The organism is Aurantiacibacter gangjinensis (genome assembly GCF_001886695.1).
Taxonomy (GTDB): Bacteria; Pseudomonadota; Alphaproteobacteria; order Sphingomonadales; family Sphingomonadaceae; genus Alteraurantiacibacter; species Alteraurantiacibacter gangjinensis.
On record NZ_CP018097.1, the window covers coordinates 1320969 to 1339495 of the forward strand.

Consider the following 18527-nt stretch of genomic DNA (forward strand, 5'->3'; position numbering starts at 1 on the left):
TTATTCGCTTTCCGGGTGTGAGAAGAATTCTGTCAGGCTGCCGTCGGGATCGCGCACGGCCATGATGTCGACCGTGCCGAGGCCGGAGATTGTCACGTCTGTGCCTTCATAGGCAATGGCAATCCCATTCGCCTCCAGCATGGCGCGGTAGCCGGCGAGGTCGCGCACGGGGTATCGCACGGAGAGATGGCCGAGATTGGGCTGGCTGGCGCGTTCGGAGTGATTATGGCCGGTGAAACCTGTAATCTGCATCACCTCTACTCGGCCCGTCTCGCCGGGCTGGGGGTGCAATGCGGTGGCGGCGCGAATGACATCCGGCGTCAGGTTGAGCGGAATGCCGAAATTGGAAAAGGCGGGCTCGTCCGGTTCGCTGGTCGCGTCGAACAGCACGCCGAAGCCGAGGCTGTCTGCGTAGAAAGCGCGCGATGCTTCCCGGTCGCGGACCATGCGCATGGAATTGAAGCCTTGGCTGATTGCGCCCAGCGGAAAGCCGGTGAACTCGGGCGTGATCCGCTCATAGACAGCAATGTTGAGGCCATGCGGGCCTTGCAGCACCACGTTGCGCAGGTCGGATGCGCCGAATTGGAAGCGGATCGGCGGGCTTTCCGCCCACCAGCCGAGATCGAGCGCCGCTTCGTAAAGCGAGGGCACATCGTCGCTGCGGACCATCATGGAATAGATGCCGCCCGTGTCCCACGCCCGTGCGGCAGGCCGGATGGGTTCCTGATCGACGCCGGAAAAGCGCACGAAACGGATGCACCCAATATCGGCTTGCGGGGCACACCAGCGCTCGAAGCGGGCGGATGCTTCAGAGCCCAGTTCCCAATAATCCAGCTCTGTGCGGTCGACCTCGCCCGATACCACCAGCCGCCAATTCCCCGCCTCGCGGAACAGCACGGTGGCAGGTTCGAACTCGGCCACCGAGACGACAGCATCGGTCCAAGGCTCCACCCCGTAATCCGCCGCATCCTGTGCCGCGGCAGGCGCAGACATGAAGGCGGCCAAAAGGAAGCCGGCCCCTGCGCATGACAGGGACCGGCCGGAGATGGAGGATCTATTCACGATCTCAGTTGAAGCGGAAGCCCACATCGACGCCGAAGGTCAGCGGCGGTGCGGCATAGACCTGGTTTACGCTGGTGGTTGCGCGCCAGTAATCGCGGTCGGTCAGGTTCTTGCCCCAAAGGGTGAAGCGCCAGCGCTCATTCGCCGTTTCGAAACCGATGCGTGCATCGATGCGCAGCCCCGGATCGACCAGCGAGCCCGGCGTATTGGAGACGAGGGCGAAGCTCTCGTCTTCCCAGGCAAAATCCGCGCCGAAAAAGACATCGCCGGGGCCGGTGAAAATGTCGTAATTGAAGCCGATCAGGCCCTTCCATTCGGGCGCGTTTTTGAGCGACAGATCGAGCGCGCAATCCACGATCTGCTGTTCGTAATTGGCGGAGCCCGGCGTTGCCCCGCCGCAGGTCGGCCCTGCAGCGGTGGCGGTGGAGTTGGTCAAAAGGCCGGCCTGGTTGAAATTGACCTCGGTATATTCGCCGTCGATCCAGCTGGCATTGCCGTAGATGGTCAGGCCGGAAACGGGGCGAATGCTCGCCTCGATTTCCACGCCCTGGATTTCGGCCTCGCCCGCATTGATACGGGTGAAAGCGCCATTGGGCAGGGTGCCGCCAATCTGCAGGCCGGAGTAATCGTTGTAGAAATAGGTGGCGTTGAACGTACCGCGCCCGTCGAAGAACTGCGCGCGCACGCCGCCCTCAATGCTGTCGAGGCTTTCTTCATCCACCGGCGCGAAACAGGCCAGCGGGCTGAAGCAGTCCGGCGATCCGCCCGGCGTCTTGAAGCCGGTGGAATAGGAAGCATAAAGCAACAGGTCGTCGGTCAGCGAATAGTCGACCTTGGCCGTCCAGGTGATGTTATCGGTATCGAAATCGTTCTCGATCCCTGTGCCGAAGCCTGCCAGCGGGCCGCCCGCATTGCTCAGCACGGTGCGGTCTTCCGTCGTCCAGCGCAGGCCGCCCGTCAGGTTGAGCGCGCCGAGTTCCACCGTTCCCTGCCCGAAGAGCGCGAAGCTTTCCGTCTGCACGTCGATATCGAAGGGGAAGATGAAATCGAAGGCGATAAAGGCGTCTTCGGTGTAGTAATAAGCACCCGTCGTCAGGTTGAAGATGTCGCCGATTTCGGCGTTGATCAGCAATTCCTGGCTGAACTGGTCCTGGTCCGTCTGCTGGAAGAAGGGGAAGGAGATGTGCGTCGACAGCTCGTCCTCCAGCGTGCGGTAGGCGGTGATCGAGGTGATCGAGAAATTGTCATATTCCAGCATGGCTTGGAAAGACACGCCGAAAGCTTCCACATCGCTGCGGAAATCCGTGAAGCAGCCTACGGGCTGGAAACCGGCTGGCGTGAATTGCGAACAGGTCACGCCGGGAGCCGGCTCCACTGTGAAGATGTCGCCATCGCGGTCGGTCACAATGCCTGCGAAATCCGTCTCGTCTAGGATCGAGCTGGGCACGGGATCGGAATTGTCATCGGTATAGTCGACGATGGCAAGGAAGCTGAAGTTTTCGGTCAGCTCGCTATAAAGGCTGGCGCGCAGCGAGGTCACTTCCTCGTCACCCACCGTGGTGCCGGCAAGATTGGCGAAGTCGCCATTGGGGTTGAGCGTGAAATAGCCGTCGCGTTCACGGCGCAAAGCGGCAAAGCGCAATGCCGTGCTGTCACCGATGGCGACATTGCCGATCACGCGGCCCTGGAAGCGGTCGTAATTGCCGTAGCCAAGTTCCGCCTCGAAGGTGTTCTCGTCGAGCTGCGGGCGCACCGAGCTGACCTTGATCGCGCCGCCAGTGGTGTTGCGACCATAGAGCGTGCCCTGCGGGCCGCGCAGCACTTCGACCTGGTCGATGTCCAGCAGGTCCACCAGCGAGCCGACGGTGCGGCCGAGATAGACATTATCGATATAGATGCCGACGGCCGGGTCGATCCCGCCGCGCGATTCGTCCTCGCCGATACCGCGGAAGAAGATGCGGGCCGAGTTGGCGGTGCCCGTGCCGGTGGAGATCACTGCGCTGGGGATCTGGTTCTGCAGGTCGTTGGCATCGGCAATCTGCAAATCCTGCAGCGCGTCGCCGCCAAGGGCGGTCACGGCGGCGGGCACATCCTGCAAGTCCTGCTCGCGGCGCTGTGCGGTCACGATGATCGCGTTATCGACGAGCTCGTCGTCCTCTTCGGTCTGCTCGGGCTGGCCGACGGTGTCCTGCGCGAGGGCAGGCACACCCGCCATCAGTGCGGTTCCGGCAATGGCCAGCATCATCGGCTTTGCTGTGCTCGTCAGCAGGCGGACCTTCAACATACGCTCACTCCCTAAGTTGTCGCGTTCTAAGGTTCTGGTGCAACAATATTTGTCCGGACAACTATGGCGGACGCGAAAATTGCGCCAACAACTCGCGCGGCCCTAGGCACAATTTATGGTTGTGGTGACGTCACTGCCACACCCCTGTCAGGCGACATGCTGTTCTTCGGGCACCAGTTCGCGCCACACCTGATGCACCAATTCGCGGAAATAACGGGCAAAGCTCTGCTGCTCGGTTTCCTTGCGCACGGCCAGATAGGCAACGCGCTCCGACGTGAAGGGGGTATCCTCGATCAGTGTGAAAAGCCCGGTCTCGTTCTCTTGCGAGAACAGCTCGGGCGACAGCAATCCGATCCCGTTACTGGAGGCGATAAGCGACTTGACCAGCAGGATCGAATTCAGGTCGATGATATTGGTGGGCGGCGCGATACCGCGCGACAGGAAGGTCTGGCATACGCGCTCCCATTGCTCGATCAGCTGCATCGAGATGCACCAACTGTAATCGGTGAGATCTTCCAGATCGAGCGATGCCTTGCGTGTGATCGGATGATCCCTGCGCACGGTCAGCACATCGCGCTCTATGAAAAGCGGAGTGCGCTCGATCACGCTATCGGCGGGAAGGGCAGTGGGCGGCGCGCTGATGACGAGTTCCAGATCGCCGGCTGCCAGCTGGCGATAAAGCTCGCCCGATTGGCCGCTGGCGATGGATACTGTGACCTGCGGATGGCGCTCTTTGAAGCGGCGCACCGCTTCCGGTCCGATCCGAACAAGTAGCGACCAGCCTAGGCCGACGCGCAAATAGCCGCGCCCGGCCCCGCGCATCGCTTCGAGCTCGGCAGCAGCCATGCGGCTTTCGGCGACGATGGCATGCGCACGGCGTGCCAGCACTTCGCCGAAGCGCGTGGGCGTTGCACCGAAACTGCTCCGTTCGAACAAGGGCACGCCCAGTTCTTCCTCCAGCCGTGCGATACTCTTGGAGACGGCCTGCTGGCTCACACCATTGGCGCTTGCCGCGCCCGAAAACGTGCCGTGGTCGTAGACGGCAATAAAATGCGCCAGCTTCTGCGGATCGAGCGTCGCGCGGCTGACGGCGGTGCGGAGGTCCGGCTTGGCCATGTGCCGTTCCTGTCACAAACACGAGTTGTAGTGAAGGACAATCATGTTGTTTGTCCGGACGCAACGGACCTGTGATTTGTCCGGACAAATTGTGGGGAGTGCCTGCCGCGTGACTTATCAGATCCTCGTCTATGCGCATTTGCTGCTGTTCGTGCTGTGGCTGGGCGCGGATGTCGGCGTGTTCCTGCTGGGGCAGCATTTTCGCAAGCGCAACCAGTACACGCTCGACCAGCGCATCGCGCTGCTGAAGCTGCTGGTGCTGGTCGACATGGTGCCACGCAGCGCATGGGCGCTGATGGTGCCGCTCTCGCTCAGCGTGGTGGATGCGGGCATGTATTGGGATGTGCCGGGCTGGCTGCATATCGGCGCCTGGGTGGTCGGCCTGTTCTGGCTGTGGCTGGTGTGGGATGCGCATAATCACGACATGACGCCGCGCGCCGCGCGCAATCGCAGCATCGAAGGCTGGCTGCGCTGGATCGTGGGCGGGTTCTATCTCTGGCTGGGCGGACAAAGCCTGCTAACCGGCGCACCGCTGGCGATGGACTGGCTGGCGTGGAAAGCGCTGCTGTTCGGTTTCATCTTCGTCGCCGCGATCATGATCGATGTGACGTTCAAGCCGGTCGGCAAGCAGTTGACCGCCGTGCTGGAACAGGGGTCGAGCGACGAGACCGAACTGCCGTTGCTGCGCACGATGAACCGCACGCGCATCTGGGTGTGGACGGTTTACCTACTGCTGCTGGTCACCGCATTTCTCGGCAATGTGAAGCCTTTCTGACACGCGCTGGCAGCTTCCGGCCCGATATCCACCGCCGAACGTATTTCGGACTTGACCAATTTGTCCGGACAAATATCAATTGGCGTGTGGGCCCTTCGGGGAAATGGGAGGATGACATGAAAACATACCTGAAAACCGCTCTGCTTGCCGCCACGGTGATGAGCTCTACCACGGCGTTTGCGCAGGAAACCGGCGTCACCGAAGAGAGCGCGGACGACGATCGCACCGGCAACCAGATCATCGTGACCGCGCGTAAGCGTGAGGAGACGGTGCAGGAAGTGCCGACCACGGTCGCCGTTACCACTGCGGAGACGATCGAGGCGTTGGGCCTCGACAATCTTCAGGATATCGCCCGCACCACGCCCGGCCTGATTTTCGATGACAGCCTGGGCCGCGACGGCAATCGCCCGGTGATCCGCGGGCAGGCCAACATCCTCGGCGACTCAGGCGTCGCCTATTTCATCGACGGCATCTATTACACGGGCAGCCTTGCCGATTACGATGTCGATACGATTGAACGGATCGAAGTGGTCAAAGGCCCGCAAAGCGCGCTGTATGGTCGCAACACCTATTCCGGCGCGATCAACATCATTTCGCGCGCGCCCACCGATTTCTGGGAAGGCCGCGTTACCGCCGATATCTCCGAAAATGACCGGTACGAGCTGACCGCCGGCCTTCGCGGCCCGGTGTCGGACGGCCTCTCGCTGGGCATCAACGGCCGCTATTTCACCAATGGCGGCGAGTTCGTGAACCAGTTCGATGGCGAGACGGTGGGCCAGCAGGAAAGCTATTCGCTTTCCAGCATCCTGCGCTGGGACAATGGCGGCGATTTCCGCGCCCAGCTGCGCGGCTATTACAACCGTACCGATGATGGCCAGCCCGCGATCTTCTCGCAGCCGACCACGGAGAACAACTGCATCTTCGATGATGGCGCGCTGTATGGCGGCGGTGGCCGCTATTTCTGCGGCGTGATCGAGCCGGGCGAGATCAACACCGATTACACACGCCAGTTCGCCAATCCCGAAGATGTCGGCATCGAAGCGGACACGTACAATGTCAGCCTGCGCATGGAATACGACCTGACGCCGGACCTCACGCTGGTCTCGCTGTCGGGCTATAACGACCGCACCCAAACGACGCTGACCGATGGCGATTACGGCCCGAACAGCTTCCAGACGGCTGTTTTCGCGCGCTTTCCTGCCGGTCCGCCTGATTTTTCCAGCGGTCGTCCGGTTTTCCCATTTGCGTTCGTAGGAACGACGGTCGACTTCAGCTTCGCCAATCGCCGTGAAGTCAGCGATTTTTCGCAGGAGCTGCGGCTGGAATATCAGGGCGACCTGTTCGATTTCATCCTCGGCGGATATTATTTCGACCAGAGCGATGACAACTTCTCGATCCGCGAAGTGCCAGCAGATGCAGCGGCGCGTGCAGGGGCCAGCTTCGGCGCAGCCTTCGCGAACGAGCAGGCGATTTGCGCTGCCAATCCGATCTGCGGGTCGGTAGTTCCGTTCTTCGGCCCCTCCACGCCGGAGGACCGCAGCGAGAACCTGTTCGACATCCGCAACATCGCCAGCTTCGCGGCGCTCACCATCCATGTGACGCCGACTTTCAATATCGGCCTTGAGGGTCGCTATTCCGAAGAGACGATCGAAGAGGAAATCTACGATTTCGATGAAGGCGATCCGCGTCCTGTCCCTATCGTCGCGCAGCAGGTCTACCGCTCGTTCACGCCGCGCGTGACGCTCGACTGGGCGGTGACGCCCGATCACCTGCTTTATGGCATCTATGCTGAGGGGCAGAAGCCGGGCGGCTTCAATGGCGCGTTGGCCATCGCCGCGGGCGTCCCGACATATGACGAGGAAAACAACACGAGTTGGGAAATCGGCAGCAAGAACGCGCTGTTCAATGACAATGTGATCTTCAACATTGCCGGGTTCTACACCGACATCGAAGGCTACCAGCTGACGCAGAACATTTCCGTTCCGCCGAATCAGGTCAGCACGATCGTCAATGCGGGCGATGCCGAAATCCTCGGCCTGGAGGTCGAAACGATTGCGCGCCTAGGGGACAACATCACGCTCACGGCCAACTATGCGCTCGCCGACAGCGAGTTCACCTCCGGCTTCGACGAGAACGAAGGCGTGCTCAACGATGTGCGCGACAATGGCCTTGTCGATTGCTCCATCGGTGACGAGTTCCCCGATGTGCCGGACTGCCAGAGCCTGTTCGGCAGCATCGAGGGGCGCCGCATTCCGCGCGCGCCGGTGCATCGGATTTTCGCCGATGCCGCTTTCACCATGCCGCTGGGCGCCAGCGACTGGAACCTGTTTGCCGGCGGCAATGTGACCTACACATCCAGCAGCTTCGCGCAGGTCCACAACCTTGCAGAAACGGGAGATTCGACCGTCGTGGATTTCCGCGCCGGGGTGGAGAACGGGCGCTATCGCCTGCATTTCTACGTCGATAATGCCTTCGATGAAGACGCTGTCGGTCAGATCCTTCGCTATGCGGATGCCGACAACAATTTCCGCCGCAGCTTCGTCGCGGGCCTACGCCCGGGACGCCGCTTCGGGGTGATCCTCTCGGCAGGATTCTAAGAGCGCCAACAGAGCGTTCGCAAGAAAGGGCGGCAACTTCGGTTGCCGCCCTTTTTCTTCGCAAGACCTGCGAAGCGCCCCCCACTACCGAGCTATCGGCAGCGGAGGCGCTTCGGTAAATCAGTGACCGGAATGGCTTTCGCCCGTTTCGCCATTCGCCGCAGCCTCGGCGCGGGCACGGTCGGTCAGCAGCTTGAACTTGGTCCACGTCGTTTCATTGGGACGAGTATCGTCCAGCGGCGGCGCGGTTTCGTATTCGGGGTAGTTCTCGCGGATCTCGTCGATCATTATCTGCGGCAATTCCTCGAACCCGCCGGGCAGCTTGCGACCCATGAAGTTGAACACCATCAGGCCGGGCCGTCCGCCCATTTCCATCCAAGGCATGAATTGCGAAATGCGCACCCAGCTGACCATCGGGTAGGCCACCGGATGGTTCACCGGATCGAACAGCTCGTCGGCATTGGCGGCGAAGTCGAAAATCTCCATCGCGTGATACATGTTGCCGACATAGTCCTGGTAATCGCCAGCCAGCGGGTTGCGATAGAAGAGCGGCACTTCGAACGGCATGAAGACGTAGGGGCCCTCCACGCGGAAATCGCCGAAGCGGCGGCTGGGATTGCCTTCCTCGTCACGCGCCCAGCTTGGGCCGTTATTCACCGGATCGTTGTGGATCTGCATGACGTCCACCGTCTCGCCGCTCCACGGATTTTCCCACGTATCCACGATCTCGCCGGTCTGCGGGTCGATGTAAAACAGCACCTCGCGGCTGACGATGCGATAGCCGGGGCCGCGCACGGGATCGTCATAGAACAGGCAGGCGCGCACATTCATGCCTTCGCCACGGAACAGCAGACGGTCCCGCTCTCCCGGCACGCGCGAATAGATGTTGCCGGAGAAGTGGTAGACAACCTCGTCGCCATGTTCTGCTCCGCACTGCACGCGGGCGCTGATACGGTTGAAATCGTCCGGATCGTTGGGATCCAGCATTTGCGCGGTGGCTGGCGCTGCCGCCATTCCCGAAAGGACCGTGGCTGCGGCGAGCGCGGCGAGTGACTTGCGAATTCCCATCATCATACCTCCCGATGTGCAAATTTGTCCGGACAAATTCTGCGATTCTGTCTTGACTTTAGATTTGTCCGGACAAATTGTGAAGCTGAAACAGGATAAGAAATTTGCGGAGAGAATCGACGGACGTGTTTGCCGCCAGCAGCCTTCTTTTTGTGCCCGGCGGCAGGCCGGATCGTTTCGCAAAAGCGCGCGCTGCGGGCGCGGGTTTGACCGTGATCGATTGCGAAGATGCCGTGCCTGCGGGCGAGAAAGATGCCGCGCGCCGCGCCGCGCTGGAAGCGATTGCCGGGGACCGTGAGGGCTTCGCGCTGCGCATGAACGGTGTGGCCACCGATGCGGGGCAGGCAGACCTTGCCGAACTGTCCGCGACCGGTACGCTGCCCGCTACGATGCTTGTCCCCATGGTGGAAAGCGCCGAAGAGCTGACGGAAATCCGCAATACGCTGGGCGAACGCTGCCCGCGCCTGATTCCGCTGATCGAGACGCCGCGCGGCCTGCGCCATGCGCTCACCATTGCCAGCGCGGACAAAATCGACGCCGTGTTCTTCGGCGGCGGCGATTTTGCCGGAGAACTGGGCGTCGCGCTGTCTTGGGAGCCGCTTTTGCTTGCCCGCCAGCAGATCATCCTCGCCTGCGCCGAAGCGCGCGTGCCCGCGATAGATGTGCCCTTCATCCATCTCGACGATGTGGACGGTCTGGCAGAAGAATGCCGCCGCGCCCGCGCGCTGGGCTTCGCTGCCAAAGCGGCCATCCATCCCGCTCAGGTCGAGGCCATCGAGGCGGTCTTCTCGCCAACGCAAGAAGAGATCGTGGAAGCGGCAGAAGCGCTCGCCGCCTTCGAACAGGCCGGGGGCCGCGCCATCCGCCATCAGGGGCGGATGCTGGAAGCGCCGCTCGTCAAACATTACCGCGCGATCATCGCGCGCTCACAAGGACAGATCCATGCGTGACGGCGTTATCGAAGTTTCCCCCGGCCGCTTTCGCGAAGTGCAGGGCCGCTATTTCGAGGATTTCGTCGAAGGGCATGTCTACGAACATCGCCCCGGACGGACCATCACCGATGCCGACAATGTGTGGTTCACGCTGTTGACGATGAACACGCACCCCGCGCATTTCGACTACGAACTTTCCAAGGACACCGAATTCGGCAAGCCGCTGGTTGTCAGCCCGTTCACCATCGCGCTGATGACGGGCATGAGTGTTTCCGACACCAGCGGCAAGGCCATCGCCAATCTCGGCTGGGACGAGGTGCGCATGACGCATCCGCTTTTCGTGGGCGATACGCTGTATTGCGAAAGCGAAGTGCTGGAAAAGCGCGAAAGCAAGAGCCGCCCCAACCAGGGCATCGTGACGTTCAAGACCACCGCGAAGAACCAGAACGGCGATGTGTGCGCGCATTACAAGCGCACCGTGCTGGTTTGGAAGCGCGGCCATGGCAATCTGGACAATTAAGGAAACCGATATGGCCACCGCCCCCTTGATGGACGCGCCCACCCGCACGATCGACCCGCAAGAGGAAGAGGCGTTCATGGACGCCATCGACCGCTGGCTGGAGCGGTCGGTCATCCCGGTCATCAAGCACCACGACCATAACGATATCTGGCCCGAGGCGCTGGTGCACGAAATGGCCGACATGGGCCTGTTCGGGGCCACGATCGGCCAGGACTATGGCGGGCTGGGCCTGCCGGCGACGACCTATGCCAAGATCGTGATGAAAATCTCCAGCCACTGGATGGCGATCACCGGCATCTTTAACTCGCACCTTATCATGGCCGCCGCGGTCGAGCGGTTCGGCACCGAAGAGCAGAAGGCGAAATGGCTGCCAAAATTTGCGACCGGCGAACTGCGCGGCGGTCTCGCTCTGACCGAACCCAATGCCGGCACGGATCTGCAGGCCATCCGCACCACGGCGCGCCGCGACGGCGACGACTACATCATAAACGGCACGAAGACGTGGATTTCGAACGCGGTGAACGGCGACTGTTTTGCGCTGATCGCAAAGACCGATCCTGATGCCGATCCGCGTTACAAAGGGATGAGCCTGTTCATCGTCGACAAAAGGGAAGGCAGCGGCCTCTCGGTCGGCAAGAAGTTCGACAAGCTCGGCTACAAGGCCATCGATTCCGCCGAGCTTGTGATGGAAGATTATCGCGTGCCCGCAGACCAGCTGATCGGCGGCGTGGAAGGGCAGGGCTTTTTCCAGGCAACCGGCGGGCTGGAACTGGGCCGCATCAATGTCGCCGCGCGCGGGGTCGGTCTGGCAGAGGGCGCGCTGCGCCATGCCACGCAATATGCGCAGGAGCGCGAGACGATGGGTAAGCCTATCGCCCAGCACCAGGCGATCCAGCTGAAAATCGGCGACATGGCCACCCGCGCCCGCGCTGCCCGCCTGCTGACGATGGATGCCGCCGAAGCCTACGACAAGGGCGAGCGCTGCGACATGGAAGCCGGCATGGCGAAGTATTTCGCGTCAGAAGCCGCTACCGAAAACAGCCAGGAAGCCATGCGTATCTACGGCGGCTATTCCTATTCCAAGGAATACGACATCGAACGCTATTACCGCGACAGCCTGCTTATGTGCATCGGCGAGGGCACGAATGAAGTGCAGCGCATGATTATCGCCAAGCAGCATCTCAAGAAAAACGCGATCTGACCGGCTCCGTGACGGCTGACCTGCCCCTCAAAGGCTTCCGCATCCTGAGCGCCGAGCAATATGGCGCAGGGCCTTACGGCACGATGCACCTGGCGCAGATGGGCGCCGACGTCATCAAGATCGAACCGCCCCGGCGGAACGGGAAGGGCGGGGGCGATACGGCGCGCGCGGTCGGGCCGCATTTCCTGCGCGACGGCGAAAGCCTCTATTTCCAGAGCTTCAATTACAACAAGCGTTCGCTCACCCTCGACCTGCGAACGGAACAGGGGCAGGCGGTGCTGCACAGCCTTGTGGCAGAGAGCCATGCGGTCGCGAACAATATGCGAGGCGACCTTCCGGCGAAGCTGGGTCTCGATTACGCGTCCCTGCGCGACATCAATCCCGCCGTGGTCTGCGCACATCTGTCCGCCTATGGCCGCGACAATGCGCGCGCCAAATGGCCGGGTTATGATTACCTGGTGCAAGCCGAGGCGGGCTATTGCCAGATGACCGGCGAACCCGGCGGAGAGCCGCAGCGCATGGGGCTTTCCATGGTCGATTTCATGACCGGCTGCATCTTCACCATCGGCCTGCTTGCAGCCCTGCTCGATGCGCAGCGCAGCGGCAGGGGGCGCGATGTCGATACCGATCTCTACTCCGCCGGCCTGCACCAGACCAGCTACCCTGCGCTCTGGTACATAAACGAAGGCGACGAAACCCAGCGCACACCGCGCAGCGCGCATCCCACCGCGACTCCCAGCCAGATGTTCAAGGCCAAGGACGGCTGGATGTTCGTGATGTGCCAGCTCCCCAAGTTCTGGGACATTTTGTGCGAGCGAATCGGGCGTGAAGACCTGCTGGCGGACAAGCGCTTTACGACCAATGCCGATCGCCTCGCCAACCGCGACGCGTTGACCGAACTGCTCGACGCGCATTTCGAAACGCAGCCCATGGCGCATTGGCAGGAGCTGCTCGGCGGCCATGTGCCGGTCGCGCCGGTCTACGAGCTCAGCGACGCGCTCGACAATCCGTGGGCGCACGAGGTGGGCATGCGGCAGACCATAGCCCATCCCGACAAGGCGGCGATGCACACGCTCGCCAGCCCGATCCGGCTGGACGGCCAGCGCCTCGAAAACCGCGCCGCGCCGCTGCTTGGCGCCGATACCGACGCGATCCTGGCCGAAGTCGGCTATGACGAGGATGCCATTGCGGCGCTGCGCGAAGGCGGTATCGTCTAGGCATCATGGGCAAACTATCGGGCATCACCGTCCTCGACCTGACGCTGTTCCTGCCGGGGCCGATGATGACGCGGCTGATGGCCGACCAAGGCGCGCGGGTCATAAAGATCGAACCGCCCACCGGCGATCCGGCGCGGGCGATGGAGCCCTTCGAAGGCGGCCACTCGGTATGGTTTGCCAATTGCAATCGCGGCAAGCAAAGCCGCGCGCTGGACCTCAAATCGGACGAAGGCCGTCTCGCGCTCACCGCGCTGATTGCCGAGGCCGATGTCTTCGTCGAAGGTTTTCGGCCCGGCGTGATGAAGCGGCTGGGCTTCGGTTACGACAATGTGCGCGCGATCAATCCGGCCATCATCTATTGTTCGATATCGGCTTTCGGGCAGGATGGCGCGCTGGCGCATCATCCCGCGCATGACATGGCAGTACAGGCGCTGACGGGGCACATGTCGCTGAACGATGGGCCCGACGGCACGCCCGTGGTGCCCGGCGTACCCTCGGCCGATCTCGCAGCCAGCCTCACCGCGCTCTCGGCCGTGCTGATGGCGCTGATCGGGCGCGAGCGGACGGGCGAGGGCGACTATATCGATTGCGCCATGTTCGACAGCCTGCTGCCATGGATCACCCACGTTGCAGGGGATGCCATTGCAGGCGGGGATAGCCCGAAAAGCAGCGAGCAGCGCTCCACCGGTGGCGCGGCGATGTACCAGGTCTATGCCACGTCGGATGGCAAGCATGTGACGCTTGCCGGGCGCGAACCGAAATTTGCCGCGAACCTGCTGACGGCGCTGGGTCGCGAAGACCTGATTGCGCACGCTGCAAGGCCTGCTGGTGATCAGGGCGAGCTGATCGCGTTCCTCAAGGAGACTTTCGCTACGCGCACGCGGGACGATTGGGTGGAATGGTTCGCGGACAAGGATGTCGCCTTTGCCCCCGTGCTCGATTTCCGCGAGGCGCTGGACCAGCCACATATCGCCGAGCGCGAATTGCTGGTGAAAGGCCCGGAAGGCGGCCACCAGATCGCGCCGCCCATACGCTTCGCCAGCGAGGACTGGACACCGGGGAATGTACCGGAGCTTGGCGAATGAGCGCCGTTTCAGCTCTCGACGTCGATGTGCATCGAATAGGCGAAGCGTTCGCCGGGGTGATGGCTGACCGAAATCTCGAAAATGCGGCCCTTGGGATCGACATAGCATCGTATGATCCGCAGCACCGGATCGCCCTCCTCGATCTCCAGCGCGCGCGCAGTATCGGTATCGGCCGCGACCGCCTGGATATCCTGCGTAACCTTGCCCACACGAATGCCGGACATCTTCTCGATCTGGCTGAACAGCGTGCCTGCCGACAGGTCCAGCGAGGCCACGGCTTCGCCCAGCAATTCGTGGAAATAGGCATGGGTCAGCGCGATGGGGCGACGGCGCTGGGGCGAACGGCGAAGCCCGCGAAAACAGGTCCAGCTGCCCGACACGTCACCGTCGATATGGCCCGCGACCTCATCCGGGATCGAGCCGCTCCCGCCAGCTTCGTAAGCAACCTGGGAATCGCGCGCATACTGCAGGATTTCGCCCACATTGGAGAGCGGCTGGTGCAGCGCGCCGCCGCGTGCCGCCGCGGGTTGCACCGTCGTGCCGCTGCCGCGCTTCCTCTCGATAAGCCCTTCCGATTGCAGGCGTTTCAGCGCCTCTCGCACGGTGAAGCGGCTGACATTATGCTCCTTGCACAGGGCCGTTTCGGTGGGGAATGGCGTCGCATCGGAAAAGTCGCCCGCCAGGATCGCGTCGCGCAATTCTCCCGCCAGCTGCAGGTAACGCGGCACACGCGCTTTCGGCGATTTTGCGGTGGCCTCGGCCAAGGCATTCTCCAGAACATGCGGCGGGGCCGCAAGGCGGTTCTATGAGCGAAGCGCTGCTTTCGCAACTGGCCCAAAGGCTGTCGCGCCCGGTTTCCGCCGAGGATCGCCAGCGCGCGCGGCTGCATCTGCTCGACTGGCTGGCCTGCGTGGCGGGCGCTCGCGATACAGAAGCGGGACATCTGGGTGGTGAGATTTCGCGCGCCGGATGGGAGCGGGCAACCTATGCCGGCAATGCGCTGGAAATGGACGATGTCCACCGCACCGCGCTGTTGCATCCCGGCCCGGTGATCTGGCCTGTCGCCATGAGCATGGGCAGCGCGGCTATGGAACAGCGCCTCGATGGAGCCGTGCGCGGCTATGAGGCGATGATCGCTGTAGGCGCCGCGCTTGACGCGCATCATTACGCCCATTGGCATCCCACGGCGACGGCAGGCGTGATCGGTGCGGCGGCGGCTTTCGGCTCGCTGATCGGCTTCGCGCCTGTCGAACATGCGCAGGCCATGGCCAATTCCGCCAGCGTTGCAGGCGGGCTATGGCATATGCGGCACGACGATGTCCTGACGAAGCAATGGCACATCTATCACGCGGTGCGCACGGGGCGCGATGCGGCGCTGCACGTGCATTACGGCGCAACCGGGCCGAAAGGCATTCTGGAAGGTCCGCAGGGGCTGTTCGCTGCGATGACGCGCGAGCCGGGGCAATTGGCGGATGCGGGCGAAGGATGGCTGATCCACCAGGTCAGCTTCAAGCCTTTTGCCGCATGCCGCCATGCGCATCCGGCTATAGATGCGGCGATGGAGCTGCGGAAAGCGGGCAAGCTGGAAGCACCTTTTCAGGTCGAGACTTTCGCAGACGCGCTGGCTTTTTGCGACAGGCCCGACCCGCAAACAGAGCTGGAAGCGAAGTTCTCGATCCAGCATGCCGTGGCCGTCGTGGCAGCGGGCCGCGATGCGGAGCCGCAGGATTTCACCATGGATGTCGTGGGCGAACTGGCAGACCTTCGCGCGCAGGTCAGCGTTGCGGAAGACCCGGCGATCACGGCGCGATACCCTGCCCATTTCGGGGCGCGGGTGAACGGCCTGGAACTGGTCGATACGCTGGGCGATCCGGAACGGCCGGTATCGCAGGACCGGATTGCCGAGAAAATGCAAACGCTGGCGAAGCTCGGCGGCGTGAAGGATGCGGACCGCGCCATATCGCTAGCGCTCGAAGGCCACGATGCCGCTGCCATCGACTCCATGCTGGAGGACTGGCTGGCATGAGCGCGACCAGCCAAATCCTCGATTTTGCAGGTGGCTCGCATACCCTTCCGCCCGAGGTCCGCCGCCATGCGGAACGGCTTCTCGGCGATACGCTGGCCGTCGGCGCGGCAGGCGTTGGCGCGCCGGGGGAGGCGCCCATCCTCGCTACGGCGCGCGCCTTCGGCTCCGGCTTTGATGCGCGTCTGATCGGCTCCGACGCGATGCTGCCGGCTGCAAGCGCTGCCTTCGTAAACGGCTATCGCATCCATTGCCTGGAATGGGACGCGGTGCATGAGCCCGCCGTGGTGCACGCCATGAGCGTTGTCACCGCGGCGCTGGGCGCAGCCATCGACCGGCGCGGCGGATGTGACGCGCAAGAGGCTCTGACAGCGCTCGCCATCGGCGTGGATGTCGCCGCGGGGCTGGGCGTTGCGGCCGACAGCGCGCTCACCTTTTTTCGTCCCGCGACCGCAGGCGTGATCGGTGCGGCGCTGGCGATCGCGCGGATCGACGGGGCTCCGATGGCCGATGCGCTGGGCATCGCCTACTCCTCCGCCGCCGGCACAATGCAGGCGCATGTCGAGGGGCTGGAAACGCTCCCCTTCCAGATCGCCAATGCCGCCCGCGCCGCCGTCGTGGCGAGCGATCTCGCAAAGGCTGGCTTCGCCGGGCCGAAGGACGCGCTGGAAGGCCAGTTCGGCTATATGACGCTGTTTGATCAGGGCGATTTGTCGCGCTACACCACTACGCTGGGCGAGCGGTGGCTGATTGCCGAATTGAGCGTGAAACCCTTCCCCAGCGGCAGGGCGAGCCACGCTGCGCTGGGTGCATTGCAGGGCATCACCGCTGGCACGCAGAGAAAACGCATCGAACTCGCCTGCCCGCCACTCATACGCCGCCTGGTCGGTCGCCCCTACAAGCCGCACATGACGCCCGCTTATGCGCGGCTTTGCCTGCCATGGCTCGCCGCCCTGATGCTGACCGATGGCCGCATCGATCCGCGCCGTTTTTCCGCCGAGCACATGGCCGATCCCAAGCTCGCGGCGCTAGCAGCGAACGTCACACTGGTGGCGGATGGAAATGACGATCCCAATGCGCTTTTCCCGCAGGAATTGCGCATCACCTTTGAAAACGGCGAGACCAAAGCCCACGCTATCGCGCACACGCTGGGCAGTCCGGAAAATCTACTCACCGCAGCGCAGGCCTCTGCGAAATACGATCTCGCGCGCGAACTCGCCCCTGCTGACGCAGACCCGCGCATTTTTGACGATCCGCTCGCCTATTTTACGAAAGCCTTATGACCTACCCGACCTATTTCGAAGCGCTCGACCACAAGCAGATGCTGGCCGATTATCCCGTCGGTGACGACTTCACCGCGCGCTATCGCAGCATGAGCGCGGACGAGCTTTTCGCCCTGCAGGACGCGCAATTCCGCAGACTGATGCAGCGCGGTTGGGAAATCCCCTTCTATCAGCGCCTGTGGGGCGCGCAGGGTATCGAGGCGGGCGATATCGACGGGCTGCGTGATATCGGCAAGCTGCCCGTCTACGACAAGAGCGACCTGATGGCTTCCATCGCCGAGCACCCGCCCTACGGCGACTTTCACGGCATGGGCGATCCGGCGACACGTCCGCCAACCGTCTTCCACACCACCAGCGGCACGACCGGCAAGCCGCAAGTGCTGATGTTCGGACCTAAGGGGCGCGAAGTCGGCAATCTGCTGGTGGGGCGCATGTATCGCTGGATGGGACTGACCGGCGACGATGTGGTCCACTCCGTCTACGGCCACGGCATGATCAATGGCGGGCACTACATCCGCGAGGCAGTGACGAAGTTCACCAATTCCGTGTTCCTGAGCGCAGGCACAGGCATCGAAACGCGCAGCGTCAACCAGGTGCAGCTGATGGCCGATTTCGGGGTGACCTGCATTGTCGGCTTCGTCGATTATGTCCGCAAGCTGGCGGCGACTGCTGAAGCGGAAGAGTTGTTCGACCGCATCAATATCCGCATGATCATCGGCCATCTGGGCACCGAAGATCGCAGCGCGACTGAACAGGCGTGGCACGGCGCACAGGCCTATGACTGGTACGGCGTTGGCGACACCGGATGCATCGCGGGCGAGGGGCCTGACCGCGACGGCCTGTATGTCTGGGAAGACGCGCAATATCTTGAACTGCTCGATGTCGATAGCGGCGCGCAGGTCGAGCGCGGCGGGACGGGCGACATGGTCGTGACCTGCCTTTACAAGGACGACATCGCCCCATGCATCCGCTTCAACACACATGACATCACGCATGAGCTGGATGGCCGCGGCGAGATCGCTTTCAAGCGGATCGCCGGCTTCAAGGGCCGCAGCGACAACATGGTGAAGCTGCGCGGCATCAACGTATTCCCCCACGCCATCGGCGCAATCATCGAGAACCGCCCCGAGCTTACGGGCGAATATGTCTGCCATTTGCGCCGCGATGTCTCTAGCCGCGACGCGATGGTGGTGACGCTGGAGAGCCATGGTGGTAGCGATGCAGGCGAACTGGCCGAACTGCTCAAACGCGGCCTTGGTGTGGAGGTGGATGTGGAACTGACCGGTCCCGGCGGCACGGCGACGGCCACGGAGATCGACAAGCGCCAGAAGCCGCTGCGCCTGATCGACGAGAGGAACCTCTGA

15 protein-coding genes are annotated in these 18527 nt (G+C 62.7%); 10 read left to right on the forward strand and 5 right to left on the reverse strand.

The genetic code is table 11. The annotated features are described in order from the left end of the window. From BMF35_RS06405 to BMF35_RS06415, 3 genes are all read right to left on the reverse strand, one after another. A complete protein-coding gene (locus BMF35_RS06405) occupies positions 1–993 on the reverse strand; it encodes a VOC family protein (RefSeq protein WP_047007374.1) in 993 nt (330 codons plus the stop codon). Between the two features lie 73 nt (positions 994–1066). Then, complete coding sequence (locus BMF35_RS06410; RefSeq protein ID WP_052766100.1) at positions 1067–3346, reverse strand: TonB-dependent receptor; 2280 nt, start codon at positions 3344–3346, stop codon at positions 1067–1069. A gap of 147 nt (positions 3347–3493) precedes the next feature. Further along, positions 3494–4462 carry a LysR family transcriptional regulator gene (locus BMF35_RS06415; RefSeq protein WP_052766101.1) on the reverse strand — a complete coding sequence of 323 codons (969 nt, stop codon included), beginning with the start codon at positions 4460–4462 and terminating at the stop codon, positions 3494–3496. Between the two features lie 109 nt (positions 4463–4571). Between BMF35_RS06415 and BMF35_RS06420 the strand changes: the two genes are divergently transcribed. Together BMF35_RS06420 and BMF35_RS06425 are read left to right on the forward strand one after the other, a co-directional pair. Further along, positions 4572–5237 (forward strand): hypothetical protein, encoded by a 666-nt coding sequence (locus BMF35_RS06420; RefSeq protein ID WP_047007375.1) that lies wholly within the window; start codon positions 4572–4574, stop codon positions 5235–5237. Positions 5238–5353: 116 nt separating this feature from the next. Further along, on the forward strand, positions 5354–7834 hold the full coding sequence (locus BMF35_RS06425) for a TonB-dependent receptor (protein ID WP_047007376.1): 2481 nt from the start codon (positions 5354–5356) through the stop codon (positions 7832–7834). A 120-nt stretch (positions 7835–7954) separates the two neighbouring features. Here the strand turns inward: BMF35_RS06425 and BMF35_RS06430 are convergent, their stop codons facing one another. Then, positions 7955–8908: a DUF1838 family protein gene (locus BMF35_RS06430; RefSeq protein WP_047007377.1), complete on the reverse strand. Its 954-nt coding sequence runs from the start codon at positions 8906–8908 to the stop codon at positions 7955–7957. Between the two features lie 98 nt (positions 8909–9006). Here BMF35_RS06430 and BMF35_RS06435 point away from each other — a divergent pair, with 98 nt between their 5' ends. Genes BMF35_RS06435 through BMF35_RS06455 form a run of 5 tightly spaced genes read left to right on the forward strand, consistent with a single transcriptional unit; the run spans position 9007 to position 13857 of the window. Continuing rightward, positions 9007–9852 (forward strand): HpcH/HpaI aldolase/citrate lyase family protein, encoded by an 846-nt coding sequence (locus BMF35_RS06435; protein WP_236781485.1) that lies wholly within the window; start codon positions 9007–9009, stop codon positions 9850–9852. Further along, a complete protein-coding gene (locus BMF35_RS06440) occupies positions 9845–10354 on the forward strand; it encodes a MaoC family dehydratase (protein ID WP_047007379.1) in 510 nt (169 codons plus the stop codon). The genes BMF35_RS06435 and BMF35_RS06440 overlap by 8 nt, the downstream gene beginning before the upstream one ends. Before the next feature lie 10 nt (positions 10355–10364). Then, positions 10365–11555 carry an acyl-CoA dehydrogenase family protein gene (locus BMF35_RS06445; RefSeq protein WP_047007380.1) on the forward strand — a complete coding sequence of 397 codons (1191 nt, stop codon included), beginning with the start codon at positions 10365–10367 and terminating at the stop codon, positions 11553–11555. 8 nt (positions 11556–11563) lie between these two features. Further along, on the forward strand, positions 11564–12772 hold the full coding sequence (locus BMF35_RS06450; protein WP_047007381.1) for a CaiB/BaiF CoA transferase family protein: 1209 nt from the start codon (positions 11564–11566) through the stop codon (positions 12770–12772). Positions 12773–12777: 5 nt separating this feature from the next. Then, positions 12778–13857: a CaiB/BaiF CoA transferase family protein gene (locus tag BMF35_RS06455; protein WP_047007382.1), complete on the forward strand. Its 1080-nt coding sequence runs from the start codon at positions 12778–12780 to the stop codon at positions 13855–13857. A gap of 8 nt (positions 13858–13865) precedes the next feature. Here BMF35_RS06455 and BMF35_RS06460 read toward each other — a convergent pair whose 3' ends face one another. Then, positions 13866–14621 carry a GntR family transcriptional regulator gene (locus BMF35_RS06460; protein ID WP_236781486.1) on the reverse strand — a complete coding sequence of 252 codons (756 nt, stop codon included), beginning with the start codon at positions 14619–14621 and terminating at the stop codon, positions 13866–13868. 41 nt (positions 14622–14662) lie between these two features. Between BMF35_RS06460 and BMF35_RS06465 the strand changes: the two genes are divergently transcribed. Genes BMF35_RS06465 through BMF35_RS06475 form a run of 3 tightly spaced genes read left to right on the forward strand, consistent with a single transcriptional unit; the run spans position 14663 to position 18527 of the window. After that, complete coding sequence (locus BMF35_RS06465) at positions 14663–15883, forward strand: MmgE/PrpD family protein (RefSeq protein WP_047007383.1); 1221 nt, start codon at positions 14663–14665, stop codon at positions 15881–15883. Next, positions 15880–17163, forward strand: coding sequence for an MmgE/PrpD family protein (locus tag BMF35_RS06470; protein ID WP_047007384.1), 1284 nt, complete (start codon positions 15880–15882; stop codon positions 17161–17163). The genes BMF35_RS06465 and BMF35_RS06470 overlap by 4 nt, the downstream gene beginning before the upstream one ends. Further along, the gene (locus tag BMF35_RS06475) at positions 17160–18527 is read left to right on the forward strand and encodes a phenylacetate--CoA ligase family protein (protein ID WP_047007385.1); all 1368 of its coding nucleotides are present in this window, start codon (positions 17160–17162) and stop codon (positions 18525–18527) included. Before BMF35_RS06470 ends, BMF35_RS06475 begins: the two co-directional genes overlap by 4 nt.

Bases quoted from the DNA above. Each gene is read 5' to 3' on its own strand.
- BMF35_RS06405 (WP_047007374.1), bottom strand. From the start codon at position 993: ATGTCTGCGCCTGCCGCGGCACAGGATGCGGCGGATTACGGGGTGGAG.
- BMF35_RS06410 (WP_052766100.1), bottom strand. From the start codon at position 3,346: ATGTTGAAGGTCCGCCTGCTGACGAGCACAGCAAAGCCGATGATGCTG.
- BMF35_RS06415 (WP_052766101.1), bottom strand. From the start codon at position 4,462: ATGGCCAAGCCGGACCTCCGCACCGCCGTCAGCCGCGCGACGCTCGAT.
- BMF35_RS06425 (WP_047007376.1), top strand. From the start codon at position 5,354: ATGAAAACATACCTGAAAACCGCTCTGCTTGCCGCCACGGTGATGAGC.
- BMF35_RS06430 (WP_047007377.1), bottom strand. From the start codon at position 8,908: ATGATGATGGGAATTCGCAAGTCACTCGCCGCGCTCGCCGCAGCCACG.
- BMF35_RS06440 (WP_047007379.1), top strand. From the start codon at position 9,845: ATGCGTGACGGCGTTATCGAAGTTTCCCCCGGCCGCTTTCGCGAAGTG.
- BMF35_RS06445 (WP_047007380.1), top strand. From the start codon at position 10,365: ATGGCCACCGCCCCCTTGATGGACGCGCCCACCCGCACGATCGACCCG.
- BMF35_RS06455 (WP_047007382.1), top strand. From the start codon at position 12,778: ATGGGCAAACTATCGGGCATCACCGTCCTCGACCTGACGCTGTTCCTG.
- BMF35_RS06465 (WP_047007383.1), top strand. From the start codon at position 14,663: ATGAGCGAAGCGCTGCTTTCGCAACTGGCCCAAAGGCTGTCGCGCCCG.
- BMF35_RS06470 (WP_047007384.1), top strand. From the start codon at position 15,880: ATGAGCGCGACCAGCCAAATCCTCGATTTTGCAGGTGGCTCGCATACC.
- BMF35_RS06475 (WP_047007385.1), top strand. From the start codon at position 17,160: ATGACCTACCCGACCTATTTCGAAGCGCTCGACCACAAGCAGATGCTG.